This window comes from Novosphingobium sp. B 225, assembly GCF_002198665.1.
Taxonomy (GTDB): domain Bacteria; phylum Pseudomonadota; class Alphaproteobacteria; order Sphingomonadales; family Sphingomonadaceae; genus Novosphingobium.
Genome location: NZ_MWLM01000022.1, coordinates 13,248 through 27,470, shown reverse-complemented (window position 1 = coordinate 27,470; position 14,223 = coordinate 13,248). Strand labels below are relative to the sequence as shown.

Sequence of the window (14,223 nt, the reverse complement as noted above, 5' to 3'; positions counted from 1 at the left end):
ACCATGCCTGACCTGTCGAAAATCCTGGGCGCCAAGGCCCCGCTGACCCTCAGCTCTGTTGCGCGCGGGGCGCAGCCGCTGGTGCTGGCAGACCTGGCGCGGGCGGCGCGCGGGCGGGTGGTGTTCATCGCGCCCGATGACGCGGCGATGCAGGGCATTGCCGATAGCGCTGCCTTCTTCGCGCCCGAACTGGAGGTGCTGACCTTCCCCGCCTGGGATTGCCTGCCCTATGACCGCGCCAGCCCAGCCCTGTCAGTCAGCGCACGGCGGCTGTCGGCACTGTACCGGTTGCAAGCGAAACCAGCCGGACCGCAACTGCTGGTCACCACGATCAATGCGGTGCTGCAGCGGGTGCAAAGCCAGTTCCGCATTCGCGAAAGCGTCCGCCTGTTGAAGCCCGGCATGTCGATCAACCGGGAAACGCTGATCGGCCTGCTCCAGCGCCAGGGTTATTCGCGCACCGATACCGTGGCCGATGCGGGCGAATATGCGGTGCGCGGATCGCTGTTCGATATTTACCCATCGGGTCTGGAAAGCGGACTGCGGCTCGATTTCTTTGGCGACGAGCTGGAAACGCTACGCTTGTTCGATCCCAATACCCAGCGTTCGACCGGCGCGATTCCGGAACACTTGCTGCTTCCGGCCAGCGAGGCACTGCTCGATGAGGAATCGATCAAGCGCTTTCGCGGGCATTACCGCGAAAAGTTCGGCGCCAATGCCACCGGCGATCCGCTGTATCAGGCGGTCAGCGACGGGCGGCGGCTGGCCGGGATGGAGCACTGGTTGCCCTTGTTCGAAGACAAGATGGCCACCCTGTTCGATCACCTGGGCGCGGGCGATCTGATGCTGATCGACAGTGCGGCGCTGGGCGCTGCGGATGAACGGCTGGGCGACATTGCCGATTATTACGCCGCGCGCACCGATACGTCGGGCAAGGCGGCGGGATCGTACCGCCCGCTGGAACCCGCCGCGCTTTACCTTTCGCGCGGCGAGCTCGACACCGCTTTGCAGCAGCGGCCGATCCACAAGACCGATCTGTTCGCCCAGCCCGAAAGCGCGACCGTGCTGGATTTCGGCTTTGCCAGCGGCCGCGATTTCGCGCCGGAGCGGGCCCGCGGCGACAATGTCTATGAAGCCGCCGCCCAGTACCTGACCGGGCAGGCCAAACGCGGGCGCAAAGTGCTGATCGCGGCCTATAGCCAGGGCAGCCGCGCCCGCATCGCCGCGATTCTGGGCGAGGCCGCGCGGCCCGAGCCGGTCCTGGCCGATACATGGCAGGAAGCGCTGGGTCTGGCCGCAAAAGGCGCGCCGGTGGCGCTGGTCCTGCCGCTCGAAACCGGGTTTAGCACGGCCGATCTGGAATTGGTAACCGAACAGGACATGCTGGGCGACCGGCTGGTCCGCCGCAAGAAGCGCCGTAAGGGCGCGGATGCGTTCCTGGCTGAACTCAGCGCGCTGACCCCGGGCGATCTGGTGGTCCATATGGAGCACGGGATCGGCCGATACGGCGGCTTGCAATCAATCCCGGTCGGCGACAGCCCGCACGATTGCGTGATGCTGGAGTATGCCGGCGGCGACAAGCTCTACGTGCCGGTTGAGAATATCGATGTCCTCTCACGCTATGGTTCGGACGCGGAATTTGTCGCGCTGGATCGGCTTGGCGGCGAAGGCTGGCAAAAGCGCAAGAGCCGCCTGAAAGAGCGCATCCGCGAGATCGCGCACGAATTGCTGCGCACAGCTGCTTTGCGCGCGCTGCGGCAGGCTCCCGTGCTTCAACCCGAACCATCCAGCTTCGACCAGTTCGTTGAGCGGTTCCCGTGGCAGGAAACCGACGATCAGGAAGCCGCGATCGAGGACGTGCTGAACGATCTGGCCGAGGGCAGGCCGATGGACCGGCTGGTCTGCGGCGATGTCGGCTTTGGCAAAACCGAAGTTGCCCTCCGCGCTGCCTTTGTCGCGGCGATGGCCGGGCAGCAAGTGGCGGTGATTGCGCCAACCACTTTGCTCGCGCGCCAGCATTTCACCAATTTTACTGAGCGTTTCGGCAGCTTTCCGCTGAAAGTCGGGCGGCTCAGCCGGCTGGTCGGGGACAAGGAAGCCAAGCTGACCAAGGCCGGACTGGCAGACGGCACGGTTGATGTGGTGGTGGGCACCCATGCCCTGCTGTCCAAGGGTCTGCAGTTCAAACGGCTCGGCCTGGTGGTCGTGGACGAGGAACAGCGGTTCGGCGTGAACCACAAGGAAGCGCTGAAGCAGCTGCGCCACAACGTCCACATGCTTACCCTTACCGCCACCCCGATCCCGCGCACCCTGCAGATGGCGATGTCGGGCCTGCGCGAACTCAGCACGATCCAGACCCCGCCGGTCGACCGGCTGGCGGTGCGGACCTATGTGATGGAATGGGACGAAATGGTGATGCGCGAGGCCTTGCTGCGCGAACACCACCGCGGCGGGCAGAGCTTCATCGTTGTCCCCCGGATCGCCGACATGGCCGAGGTTGAGGACTGGCTGCACAGAACCGTGCCCGAAGTGCGCTATATCTCCGCCCACGGCCAGATGGGTGCGGGTGAAGTGGAAGAGCGGATGAGCGCCTTCTACGAAAAGAAGTACGAAGTGCTGGTCAGCACCACGATTGTCGAAAGCGGGCTGGATATCCCGAGCGCCAATACGATCATCATCCACCGCGCCGACCGGTTCGGCCTGGCCCAGCTGTATCAGCTGCGCGGCCGGGTTGGCCGGGCCAAGCTGCGCGCCTATGCCTATTTGACCACACCTGCAGACACCCAGCTTTCGGAAGTCGCGGAAAAGCGGCTGAAAGTGCTGGGCGATCTCGATTCGCTGGGGGCCGGGTTCCAGCTCGCCAGCCATGATCTCGACATTCGCGGCGCGGGCAACCTCTTGGGTGACGAGCAGAGCGGCCACATCCGCGAGGTCGGGTTCGAACTCTACCAGTCGATGCTCGAAGACGCGATCCTGGCGGCCAAGGCGGGCGACATGGGCATTGCCCGCGAACGCCACGCGCTCAGCCCGCAGATCACCGTCGATGCGCCGATCATGATCCCGGAAGACTATGTGCCGGACCTGGCGGTGCGCATGGCGCTCTACCGCCGCCTCAACGATGCCGAGGATACGGCGGAAGTCGAAAGCCTGTCGGCCGAAATGATCGACCGGTTCGGCCCCTTGCCGCAGCCCACCGCCAACCTGATCAAGCTGATCCAGATCAAGCGCCAGGCGATCGAGGCGAACATCGCCAAGATCGACGTGGGCGCGAAGGGCACTTTGGTGAGCTTCCATCAGGATCAGTTCCCCGACCCCGCCGGGCTGATCGCCTATGCCGACCGGCTGGCCGGCACCATCAAATTGCGCCCCGACAGCAAGATCGTGGTCGTGCGCAGCTGGGCCAACCCCGAAGCGCGGCTCAACGGCCTGTTCCAGCTGACCAAGGGATTGAGCGCGATTGCCAGGAAAGCGCGCTAGCCCCGCGCCAAGGCTCCGAACTCGGCCGCGCTCATCGGCTGAGCGCGGAGGAAGCCCTGGTAGAAAGCGCAGCCTTCGCCCGCGGCGAGCACTCGCTGGGCCTCGGTTTCCACGCCCTCGGCAATCACTTTCAGGTCCAGCGCCCCGGCCATGGCGATAATCGCCCGCAGCACGGCCAGATCGCGGGCGTCGCCCACCACGCCGTCGATCATCGAACGATCGAGCTTGAGGTAATGCAGCGGCAGCAGCTTCAGATAGCGGAAGTTGCAGAACCCCGCGCCGAAATCATCCAGCGCAATCCGCATCCCCTGCCCGGCCAGTTCGCCCAGCGCGCGCGCGGCATGGCTGACGTCGGCCAGCAGGACCTGCTCGGTCACTTCCAGCGTCAGTCGCCAGGCCGGAAAGCCGCTGTCGCGCACCAAGGCGGCGAATTCGGCGGCAAAGTTTTCGGCCAGCAGATCGTTGGGTGTGACGTTAAGCGAGAGCCGCAGATCCATCGGCCAACCCCGCGCTCCCTCCAGCGCGCGGCGCTGGATCTCGCGGCTGAGCTGGGCAACATGATCGGCGCGTTCGGCAATCGCGAACAGCGCGCCTGCACCGATCCGGCCAAGCTGGGGGTGATCCCACCGCGCCAGCGCCTCGGCACCGCTCAGCCGGTCATCGAGACAGGAGAATTGCGGCTGGTACAGCACTTCGATCTCGCCCCGGTCGAGCGCCTGCAGCAGGTCCGCTTCAAGCTGCGCCGCCCGGCGGCCTGCGCGGGTGGCTTCGCCATCGCCCCACAGCAGGCGGCGGCCGGGCTGAACCATCACCCGGTCAAGCGCATGGGCCAGCCGGTCCAGCAGCGAATCCGCGCTTTCCCCGCTAAGCCCGCGCAGCAAAGCCGCGCGCGGGCTGGGGCGCACCGTTCCGCCGGCTGTGACGATCGGCCGGGCCAGCCGATCGAGCAATTCGGCGGCAAACAACTGCCAGCGTTCGCGGCTGCACGGATCGGCGCTGAGCAGCAGGAACTGCCCGCCCCCGCCCCTTGCCGCGAGCCAGGGCCCGTCAAGCTCATCTGCGGCGAAATGCTTGATCCGGCTGGCCAGCTCAGCCAGCGCGGCATCGCCGCTGGCCGTGCCATAGGCCAGGTTGACCGCATCGAACCGGCGCAGGCCAACCAGCAGCGCCTGAACCTGCTCGCCCCGCGCCAGCCATTCGCCCAGCCGCGCCCGCGCCGTTTCCGCGCCGGGCAGCCCGGTCACGGCATCGCGGCCGGGGTCAAGCTCGTCAGGATGCGGGGTCATCATGCCCGTCCCTTAGCATAAGGTTCCTGCCAAAGTATTCCCAACCAGCCACGCATTGCCAAAGCGGGCGCCGGGCCATATGCAAGCGCCATGGCCCAGCCACTGCGACTTGCCCTGTTGCCGTCAGACACTCCGCGCGCGCAGGAAGCTGCTGCGGCGCTGGAGGAAAGCGGGCTGTTCGTGCCGCTGGAGGATGCCGACGTTGCGGTGGTGCTGGGCGGTGACGGGCACATGCTCCACGTGCTGCATTCGATGCTCGACAGCGGCCGGGTCATTCCTGCTTACGGCATCAATTTCGGCACGCTTGGCTTCGTAATGAACCGGCCCAAAAGCAGCCGGTCCTTGCATGAACGGATTGCCCGGGCCAAGCCGCTGGCGGTCACGCCGCTGGAAATGGTCGCCACCACCGGCAGCGGCAAGCAGGAAAGCTTTTGCGCAATCAACGAAGTGTCACTGCTGCGTGAAACGCGCCAGACCGCGCGGATCGAGGTTTCGGTCAACGGCAAGGTGCGGCTGCGCGAACTGACCTGCGACGGCATTCTGGTTGCCACTCCGGCGGGGTCCACGGCCTACAATTATTCAGCGAGCGGCCCGATTTTGCCACTGGGATCGAGCATGCTCGCCCTTACCCCGATCAGCCCGTTCCGCCCGCGACGCTGGCGCGGGGCGATCATCCCCGATCACTACGAGATCGATTTCCGCGTGCTCGATCCGGTCAAGCGCCCGGTCGCCGCAGTGGCCGATCAGAAGGAACTGCGTGACATCATGGCGGTCAAGATCAAGGTCGCGCGCCAGCACCAGCTGACCCTGCTGTTCGATCCAGGCAAAACGCTGGAAGACCGCATTTTCGCCGAGCAGTTCGAGTTCTGACAAATTTTGCCGCTTCCCCGGCTTGCCAAACCGCCACGCGCTGTTATAGGCGCACCCCTGCCCGCAGGCGGGGGAGCATTCCCCGATAGCTCAGCGGTAGAGTAGGTGACTGTTAATCACTTGGCCGTAGGTTCGAATCCTACTCGGGGAGCCATCCCCGCCTCGGGCATTGCAAAGCCCCGCCCTCACCGGCGGGGCTTTTGCTTTTCTAACCGATCAGCAACCGGCTGCCCGCCCAGATCGTCAGGGCGGCGGTAAGCCAGCGGATCACCCGTTCGGGCAGCCAGCGCAGCGCCAGGACAGAGCCAAGCTGACCGCCCAGCACCACTGCGATCAGCAGCGGCAGCGCGCCTGTCAGCGCCTCGGCAAAGCGGTCCGGGCCGTTCTTGGCGAGTTGCCCGGCGATCCCCGCCAGCGAATTGATCAGGATAAACAGGCTGGTCGTTGCCGCGATCCGGCGCGCCTTGTCCCAGCGGGTAAGATGGAGCAGCGGCGCGAGGAAAATTCCGCCGCCAATCCCGACCAGCCCTGCCAGATAGCCCAGCGGCGCAACCGCGATGGCCATATAACCCGCCGCCGGGCTGCGTCCTGCCGTCTGGTCCGGCGCGCGCGGCACGAACAGTGCAAGGCCTGCCGCAATCAGGCTGAGCCCCAGCACCAGCAGGAATGTTCCCTGCCTGATTGGGGTCAGCCCGCCCAGGAACGCCAGTGGTGCCGCAATCAGCGACAAAGTCAGCGCCGCGCGCCACGGCACTTGCCCGGCGCGGGCGAACCGGATCGTGCTGCCGGTAACCACCACCACGTTGCAGGCCAGGCTGACGATCGGCAGCAGCCGGTAATCGAATCCGGCCAGACTGAGCAGCGCGCTATAGGTCGATCCGCCGCCGAACCCGACCGACGCATAAAGCAGCGCGGTAACGAAGAACCCTGCGGGAAGCCAGATCATGACAGCTCCGACCAGCGCAGCGAGGTCGTCCGCTTGCTCCCCTCCCGCTGGCGGGAGGGGCTGAAGGAGGGGCTGCTATCCAGCTTCACAGTAACACGCCCTCCCCTGACTCCTCCCGCGATTTGTGGAGCCGCCCTGGCGGACGGCGGTTAGCCTACGGCGCCGTGGCAGTGCTTGTACTTCTCTCCCGAACCGCACGGGCACGGCGCGTTGCGCGATAGACCAAGGTGGGCATAGGGATCGCCGCCCGCCACAGCCGCCGCACCGGTGCCCAGCGCGCCCATCATCGCATCGGCCCCGGCCATGCGCTGGCCAGCGGCGTCATTCTCACCCGTGAAGGGATCGATGTGGGTGGTCAGGAAGTCTGGCAAATCGGGCAGCTGGACCGGATCGGGCATGCGCAGTTCGCTGTTGCACAGGATCCGGGTCACGTCCTCGCGGATTGCTTCGAGCATGCGTTCGAACAGGCCAAAGGCTTCCTGCTTGTATTCATTGATCGGGGTCTTCTGGGCATAGGCGCGCAGGAACACCACCTGGCGCAGCGCGTCGAGCGTGGCGAGGTGTTCTTTCCAGTAATGGTCCAGCCGTTCGAGCAGCACCTGCTTTTCAACCTGGCGCCAGATGGCGTGATCTTCGCCCACCTTTTCGGCCATCTTGGCATCGGCCAGATCGGCAATGCGCTGTTCGATGTCCTGGGGTTCGATCCCGTCCCCTTCCATCCACTGTTCAATCGGCGCATCAATCCCCGCCACTTCGACGATCCGGGCCTTGAGCGCGGCAACGTCCCACTGTTCGGGATAGGAATTGGGCGGGCAGGCATCCCCGACGATCGCATTGATCGAATCGTGACGCATATCGAGCACCACATCATCCAGCGCATCGGCATCCATGATTTCCTCGCGCTGGGCATAGATCACCTTGCGCTGGTCGTTCATCACGTCGTCGTATTCGACCACTTGCTTGCGCACGTCGTAATTGCGCGCCTCAACCTTTTTCTGGGCGGTCTCGATCGCCTTGGACAGCCATTTGGAACCGATCGCTTCCCCATCGGCCAGATTGCTGTTCATCATCCGGCTGAACAGCGTGTCCGGCCCGAAGATGCGCAGCAGATCGTCTTCGAGGCAGAGGTAGAACTTGGACAGACCCGGATCGCCCTGACGGCCCGAACGGCCGCGCAGCTGGTTGTCGATGCGGCGGCTTTCGTGGCGTTCGGTGCCGATCACGCACAGCCCGCCGGCTTCCAGCACGCGGGCCTTTTCGGCAGCGACCTCGTCCTTGATCTTCTCGATCGCGGTTTCGCGCGCCGCGCCTTCGGGGGTGTCCTTCAGTTCATCCTCGATCCGGAATTCCACGTTGCCGCCGAGCTGGATGTCGGTCCCGCGCCCGGCCATGTTGGTGGCGATGGTCACCGCCCCCATCCGCCCGGCCTGGGCGACGATGTGGGCTTCCATTTCGTGGAACCGCGCGTTCAGTACCGCGTGCTTGACGCCTTCCTGCTTTAGAAAGTCCGACAGCAGTTCCGACTTTTCGATCGAGACCGTGCCGACCAGCACCGGCTGGCCCGACTTGCTCTTTTCCGCAATCAGCTTGGCAATGGCCTGGAACTTGTCATTGGTGTTCTTGTAGAATTCGTCTTCCTCGTCAACGCGCTGCACCGGCACGTTGGTGGGGATGGTGACGACGTTCATCTTGTAGATGTCATGGAATTCCGCCGCTTCGGTCGCGGCGGTGCCGGTCATGCCGCCCAGCTTGGGGTACATGCGGAAGTAGTTCTGGAACGTGATCGAGGCCATGGTCTGGTTCTCGGGCTCGATCTGGACGCCTTCCTTGGCTTCCACCGCCTGGTGCAGACCATTCGACCAGCGCCGCCCGTCCATCATGCGGCCGGTGAATTCATCGATGATGACGATCTTGCCGTCCTTGACGATGTAATCGATGTCACGCTTGAACATGACATTGGCCTTGAGGCTCTGGTCAAGGTGGTGGACCACCTGGGTGTTCTCGACATCGTAGAGGTTCGAGCCGACCAGCAGCCCGGCCATTTCCAGTTCCCGCTCGGCCCATTCCACCCCGTCTTCGGTCAGGGTGATATTCTTGGCCTTCTCGTCCTTTTCATACAGCTCTTCGCTAAGCCGTTTCACCACGGCATCGACCGACATGTACAGGTCGCTCTTGTCGTCGGTTGGCCCGGAAATGATCAGCGGGGTGCGCGCCTCGTCGATCAGGATCGAGTCCACTTCATCGACAATCGCGAAATTGAACGGGCGGTGCACCATCTGGCCGCGTTCCTGCTTCATGTTGTCGCGCAGGTAATCAAAGCCGAGTTCGTTGTTGGTGGCATAGGTAATGTCGGAATTATAGGCCTCGCGGCGTTCGTCCTCCGACAGGTTGGGAACGATCACGCCAACCGTCAGGCCTAGGTATTTGTAGATCTGCCCCATCCATTCGGCGTCGCGCCGGGCGAGGTAATCGTTGACCGTGACGACGTGAACGCCTTTGCCCTCGATCGCGTTGAGGTAAACCGCCAGGGTCGCCACCAGGGTCTTGCCTTCACCGGTCCGCATTTCGGCAATGGCGCCCCGGTGCAGCACGATCCCGCCGATCATCTGCACGTCAAAGTGCCGCATCCCCAGCACGCGCTTGCTCGCCTCGCGCACGGTGGCGAAAGCTTCGGGCAGGATCTGGTCCAGTTCCTTGCCATCGTCCAGCTGGGCGCGGAACTTGGCAGTCTGGGCTTTCAGCTCATCGTCGGACAGAGCTTCGATGGTGGGTTCAAGCGCGTTGATCTGCTTGACGATCTTGTCGAGCGATTTGACGTAACGATCGTTGGACGAGCCGAAAATGGCCTTGGCGATGGCGCCGAGCATGGGCAGATTCCTGATAGTGATAGGGATAATATGGCAAGAGCCCGCACCGGGGCGGCCCCGCGCAGGCAGGTCAGACTGATTCAGGCCGAAGCGCTATTCGAAGGCGCGGTCGGGTCCGAACAGGACCGAGGGAATGTAGACACGGACCCGCACCGGCTTAACCCGGGCGGCTTCCTGTTCACGGCGTTCCTGGCGAACCACCGGGGCCGAAATCGACTGGGCAGGAAGCGCGCTGCGCGCTGGGCTGCGCACCCCTTCGACCGCACCGATTTCGGTATCCGAAGCGCCGCTCATCCGCGCCTGCGCAGGGGTAACCTGTGCAGCAAGGCCCGTCAGCAGGGCCAGCAGGGCAAGGAGGAAGCGGTTCATCGCGAAGCGATATAGTCCATCTGGCGCGGGGCGTCCAGTGCCCGCCCTTTGCTCCATACCCGTCATTCCTTGCCAATCGCTTGATCTTGCGGTGTAAGAGCCCGGGGATCACGGACAGGATGGGGGATACCGACATGACACAGGCCAGTGCCGCCACGCAGGCGCATCCGCCGCGGCTGTTCCAGCTGGATGGCTTGCGCGGGATCGCGGCCTTCATGATCATGTTCTACCATCTTGACATCGTGTACCGTGTGCACGGGCATTTCGTGCGCGGATACCTGTTCGTCGATATGTTCTTCCTGCTCAGCGGGTTCGTGCTGGCGGTTTCGACCGAGAAGAAGCTGAACGCGGGGATCGGGGCGTTCGAATTTACCCGCTCGCGGTTCGTGCGGCTCTGGCCCCTGGTCGCGGTGGGTGCCGGGGTGGCGGTGGTGCGGGCGTTCTGGATCGGGCTGGCCGATCCGCTGACTCTGCTGATCTGGCTTGCGCTTGATCTGGCGATGATCCCCAGCCTGACCGGGAGCGGGCCGTTCTATCGTTTCAATGGGCCGCAGTGGACGCTGTTTTACGAACTGCTGGCCAATTTCCTCCACGCGCTGGTGCTGCGGCGAGTGCCCACCCGGGCCATGCTGGTGCTGGCCATGGTGATGGGGGCCTGGCTGATCTATACGGTCCAGATCCACCGCAGCGATACCATGGGGGTCGATGCGCCGACGTGGAAGACCTGGTGGATGGCGCTGCCGCGGGTCGGCTTTTCCTATGTCCTGGGGGTCTGGTTCGGGCGCAAGTACAGGGACGGGATGCGCAGTCCGGGTCTGCCGTGGTGGCTGGCGACGATCCTGCCGGTGCTGGGCATCATGCTGGTCCCGCTCCTGCCGCTGAGCCATGCGCATGGCGACCTGGTGTTCGTGATGCTGTTCCTGCCCGCCATCATGTGGGTGGTGGCGATGAGCCAGCCGCCGCAGGCGCTGAAGGCGCCGATGGAGTGGCTCGGCACCTTCTCGCTCCCGCTGTACTGTGTCCATCTGACCGTGCTGGTCTGGATGTCTGAAGTGCTGGGCCGCGAGACCTGGGTGCGCTTTGCCGCAGTGGCGGCGGCGATGGTGCTGGCCTGGGCCTTCTCCAGGCTGATCTCGTTCCAGAGCAAGCCCACCGTGGTCAAGGCCAAGGCGGGCTGAGAGCGCCCCATTCCTGTGCCACCCCCTCGTCCACCCCAAATACCAAACGCCGCGCCTGTCCTAGGACAAGCGCGGCGCGAGGAATTCGGCGGGTGGCGAGGCGTAGGCCGGCCCGCTGCTGGAAGCGCGTCTTAGTTGACGGCGTCCTTCAGGCCCTTGCCGGCCTTGAACTTCGGCTGAGCCGAAGCCTTGATCTTCATCGGTTCGCCGGTGCGCGGGTTGCGGCCGGTCGAAGCCTTGCGCTTGGCCACCGAGAAGGTGCCGAAGCCGACGAGACGGACTTCGTCGCCGCTCTTCAGGGCGCCAGTGATGGCTTCGAAAACGCCTTCGACAGCCTTGGTGGCATCGCTCTTGGTCAGGCCGCTCGAATCCGCAACGGCGCCAATCAGTTCGTTCTTGTTCATTCGGGAATCCCCCTACCTTTGAAAACTTCGGTTGATCTTTTGAATCGCCTCAAGAGATGGCGGAATTGAGCGACTTTTATGGGCGCTGTCAAAGCCAAACCGGCCCCATAGCCCCCGATTATCCACGATTTAGCGCCATTTTTGACCTGTCTGGCGCTTGTTGCGGCGCACACTGCACATGATGCGGTGCAGCGAATCGGGAAATGCCCCTGAATCGCTGCACCGCAGCAAGAATCAATGCGCGGTCGGGAGCGCCGGGCCGCCCGGGCCGGCCGCTACGGCAGGCTGGCTGGCAAGGTCATCCTCGTCGCTCCACTCGATCGCTTCCGGCATGGTCACCAGCGCGCGTTCCAGCACTTCATCGACGTGGGAAACCGGCACGATTTCCAGCTCATCAAGGATATTGGCCGGGATTTCGGCCAGGTCCTTGCGGTTCTCTTCCGGGATCAGCACGGTCTTGATCCCGCCGCGCAGCGCGGCCAGCAGCTTTTCCTTGAGCCCGCCGATCGCCAGCACCCGCCCGCGCAGCGTGACCTCGCCGGTCATGGCTACGTCCTTGCGCACGGCAATCCCGGTCAGGCAGGACACGATCGAAGTGACCATGCCCACCCCGGCTGATGGACCGTCCTTGGGCACGGCGCCTTCGGGCAAGTGGATGTGGATGTCCTTGCGCGCGATCAGGCTGGGCTTGATTCCATAGGCCGGGCTACGCGCCCGCACGAACGAGAAGGCGGCCTGGACGCTTTCGTTCATCACTTCGCCCAGCTTGCCGGTGGTCTTGACCAGTCCTTTGCCGGGCACGGTGACGCTTTCGATCGTCAGCAGCTCGCCGCCGACCTCGGTCCAGGCCAGCCCGGTGACCGCGCCAACCTGATGCTCGTCTTCCGACACGCCGTGGCGGAATTTGCGCACCCCGGCGAAATCGCCCAGGTTTTCGGGCGTGATGGTAACCGCCTTGGCCTTGCCTTCCAGGATCTGGCGCAGCGCCTTGCGCGCCAGCCGCGCGATTTCGCGCTCCAGCGTGCGGACCCCGGCTTCGCGGGTGTAATAGCGGATCAGATCCCGCAGCCCTTCATTGGTCAGCGTGAATTCGCCCGTCTTGAGCCCGTGCGCTTCGACCTGCTTGGCGATCAGATGGCGGGTCGCGATCTCGACCTTTTCGTCCTCGGTGTAACCTTCCAGCCGGATCAGCTCCATCCGGTCGAGCAAGGGCTGCGGCAGGTTGAGGCTGTTGGCAGTGCAGACGAACATCACGTCCGACAGATCGTAATCCAGCTCCAGATAGTGGTCCTGGAACTTGGCGTTCTGTTCCGGATCGAGCACTTCGAGCAGCGCCGAAGCCGGATCGCCGCGGAAATCCTGGCCCAGCTTGTCGATCTCATCCAGCAGGAACAGCGGATTGCTGGTCCCGGCCTTTTTCAGGTTGGAGACGATCTTGCCCGGCAGCGAACCGATGTAGGTGCGGCGGTGGCCGCGGATTTCCGCTTCATCGCGCACGCCGCCCAGCGACTGGCGGATGAACTGGCGCCCGGTGGCCTTGGCGATCGACTTGCCAAGCGAGGTCTTGCCCACCCCCGGCGGGCCGACGAGGCACAGGATCGGCCCCTTCAGCTTGTTGGTGCGGGCCTGGACCGCCAGATATTCGACGATCCGGTCCTTGACCTTGTCGAGCGCATAGTGGTCCGCATCCAGCACCGCCTGCGCGGCATGAATGTCTTTCTTGAGCTTGCTCTTCTTGCCCCACGGCAGGCCCAGCAGCACATCCAGGTAATTGCGGATCACGGTGGCTTCCGCGCTCATCGGCTGCATGGTCTTGAGCTTCTTGAGCTCGGCATTGGCCTTGGTGCGGGCTTCCTTCGACAGCTTGAGCTTGTCTATCTTGTCCTGCAGTTCCTGGATTTCGTTGGCGTCCTCGCCATCGCCGCCCAGCTCGCTCTGGATCGCTTTGAGCTGTTCGTTGAGGTAGTATTCGCGCTGGGTCTTTTCCATCTGCCGCTTCACCCGGCCGCGGATCTTGCGCTCTACCTGCAGCACGCCCAGCTCGCCTTCCATGAAGGCGTGCGCCATTTCCAGCCGCCGCAGCGGATCGGCTTCGCTCAGCATCGCCTGCTTGTCAGACACCTTGGCCTGGATATGCGCGGCGACATTATCCGCCAGCACGGCGGCATCGACGATCTCGCCCAGGTTCTCACCCGCGTCCTGCGGCAGCTTCTTGTTGAGCTTGGCATATTCGGCGAAGGTTTCGACCACGCTGCGCATCATGCCCGACACTTCGGTGCCGGAAACGGTTACCGAATCCAGCGTATCGACCGAGGCAACCATCATTTCGCCGCTGGCGGCCTGTTCCAGCCGCAAGGCTTCCAGCTGAGCGCGCTGGCGTGCCTCTACCAGCACCCGCACGGTGCCATCGGGCAGCTTGAGCAGCTGAAGCACCGTGGCGATCACGCCCACATCGTACAGGTCATCGCGGTCCGGATCGTCGCAGCCGGGGTCAAGCTGGGCGAGCAGAAAGATGTCCTTGTCCCCCGCCATGGCGGCTTCCAGCGCCGAGACCGATTTTTCGCGGCCGACGAACAGGGGTACGACCATGCCGGGAAACACGACAATGTCGCGCAGCGGCAGCAGGGGAAGCAATGTAGTCATGTCAATTCCATCCAATCCGGCCTGCCCAATAGACCGATGCGGGTGAATCCCGCGCTTGCACCGGGATATGGGATTGCCCCCGCCGCTCTGCAATGGGCCCCCGGCGATGGCCTGTGGATGGCCGGACGGGCAGAGCCGGGCGACTGGACACATTGGACACAGTCCTGTGCGCGAAAATCACCC

Annotated in this window: 9 protein-coding genes and 1 tRNA gene; 4 read left to right on the top strand and 6 right to left on the bottom strand. The window is 64.2% G+C overall.

The window, feature by feature from the left end; translation table 11 throughout:
• Positions 1 to 3: 3 nt before the first annotated feature.
• The gene (mfd, locus tag MNBBLIKP_RS02470; protein WP_088307118.1) at positions 4 to 3,477 is read left to right on the top strand and encodes a transcription-repair coupling factor; all 3,474 of its coding nucleotides are present in this window, start codon (positions 4 to 6) and stop codon (positions 3,475 to 3,477) included.
• On the opposite strand, the gene MNBBLIKP_RS02465 is transcribed toward mfd, so the two are convergent.
• Entirely contained in the window at positions 3,474 to 4,766 is a 1,293-nt protein-coding gene (locus tag MNBBLIKP_RS02465; RefSeq protein WP_088307117.1) for a GGDEF domain-containing phosphodiesterase, read from the bottom strand. The two genes, mfd and MNBBLIKP_RS02465, sit on opposite strands and share 4 nt — an antisense overlap.
• A gap of 87 nt (positions 4,767 to 4,853) precedes the next feature.
• Between MNBBLIKP_RS02465 and MNBBLIKP_RS02460 the strand changes: the two genes are divergently transcribed.
• Positions 4,854 to 5,633, top strand: a complete 780-nt coding sequence (locus tag MNBBLIKP_RS02460; protein ID WP_088307116.1) for an NAD kinase — start codon at positions 4,854 to 4,856, stop codon at positions 5,631 to 5,633.
• A gap of 79 nt (positions 5,634 to 5,712) precedes the next feature.
• Positions 5,713 to 5,787 (top strand) — tRNA-Asn (locus MNBBLIKP_RS02455).
• A gap of 54 nt (positions 5,788 to 5,841) precedes the next feature.
• Here the strand turns inward: MNBBLIKP_RS02455 and MNBBLIKP_RS02450 are convergent.
• From MNBBLIKP_RS02450 to MNBBLIKP_RS02440, 3 genes are all read right to left on the bottom strand, one after another.
• On the bottom strand, positions 5,842 to 6,579 hold the full coding sequence (locus MNBBLIKP_RS02450; protein WP_088307114.1) for a sulfite exporter TauE/SafE family protein: 738 nt from the start codon (positions 6,577 to 6,579) through the stop codon (positions 5,842 to 5,844).
• Positions 6,580 to 6,728: 149 nt separating this feature from the next.
• A complete protein-coding gene (secA, locus tag MNBBLIKP_RS02445; protein WP_088307112.1) occupies positions 6,729 to 9,446 on the bottom strand; it encodes a preprotein translocase subunit SecA in 2,718 nt (905 codons plus the stop codon).
• Positions 9,447 to 9,539: 93 nt separating this feature from the next.
• The gene (locus tag MNBBLIKP_RS02440; protein WP_088307110.1) at positions 9,540 to 9,815 is read right to left on the bottom strand and encodes a hypothetical protein; all 276 of its coding nucleotides are present in this window, start codon (positions 9,813 to 9,815) and stop codon (positions 9,540 to 9,542) included.
• A 119-nt stretch (positions 9,816 to 9,934) separates the two neighbouring features.
• On the opposite strand from MNBBLIKP_RS02440, the gene MNBBLIKP_RS02435 reads away from it, so the two are divergent.
• Entirely contained in the window at positions 9,935 to 10,993 is a 1,059-nt protein-coding gene (locus MNBBLIKP_RS02435) for an acyltransferase family protein (RefSeq protein ID WP_088307108.1), read from the top strand.
• Positions 10,994 to 11,124: 131 nt separating this feature from the next.
• Here MNBBLIKP_RS02435 and MNBBLIKP_RS02430 read toward each other — a convergent pair whose 3' ends face one another.
• Both MNBBLIKP_RS02430 and lon read right to left on the bottom strand, forming a co-directional pair.
• The gene (locus MNBBLIKP_RS02430; RefSeq protein ID WP_088307107.1) at positions 11,125 to 11,397 is read right to left on the bottom strand and encodes an HU family DNA-binding protein; all 273 of its coding nucleotides are present in this window, start codon (positions 11,395 to 11,397) and stop codon (positions 11,125 to 11,127) included.
• Between the two features lie 234 nt (positions 11,398 to 11,631).
• Complete coding sequence (gene lon, locus MNBBLIKP_RS02425) at positions 11,632 to 14,040, bottom strand: endopeptidase La (protein ID WP_088307105.1); 2,409 nt, start codon at positions 14,038 to 14,040, stop codon at positions 11,632 to 11,634.
• Between the last annotated feature and the right edge of the window lie 183 nt (positions 14,041 to 14,223).

Coding starts and splice junctions, on each gene's coding strand:
- mfd (WP_088307118.1), top strand. CDS start 4: ATGCCTGACCTGTCGAAAATCCTGGGCGCCAAGGCCCCGCTGACCCTC.
- MNBBLIKP_RS02465 (WP_088307117.1), bottom strand. CDS start 4,766: ATGATGACCCCGCATCCTGACGAGCTTGACCCCGGCCGCGATGCCGTG.
- MNBBLIKP_RS02460 (WP_088307116.1), top strand. CDS start 4,854: ATGGCCCAGCCACTGCGACTTGCCCTGTTGCCGTCAGACACTCCGCGC.
- MNBBLIKP_RS02450 (WP_088307114.1), bottom strand. CDS start 6,579: ATGATCTGGCTTCCCGCAGGGTTCTTCGTTACCGCGCTGCTTTATGCG.
- secA (WP_088307112.1), bottom strand. CDS start 9,446: ATGCTCGGCGCCATCGCCAAGGCCATTTTCGGCTCGTCCAACGATCGT.
- MNBBLIKP_RS02440 (WP_088307110.1), bottom strand. CDS start 9,815: ATGAACCGCTTCCTCCTTGCCCTGCTGGCCCTGCTGACGGGCCTTGCT.
- MNBBLIKP_RS02435 (WP_088307108.1), top strand. CDS start 9,935: ATGGGGGATACCGACATGACACAGGCCAGTGCCGCCACGCAGGCGCAT.
- MNBBLIKP_RS02430 (WP_088307107.1), bottom strand. CDS start 11,397: ATGAACAAGAACGAACTGATTGGCGCCGTTGCGGATTCGAGCGGCCTG.
- lon (WP_088307105.1), bottom strand. CDS start 14,040: ATGACTACATTGCTTCCCCTGCTGCCGCTGCGCGACATTGTCGTGTTT.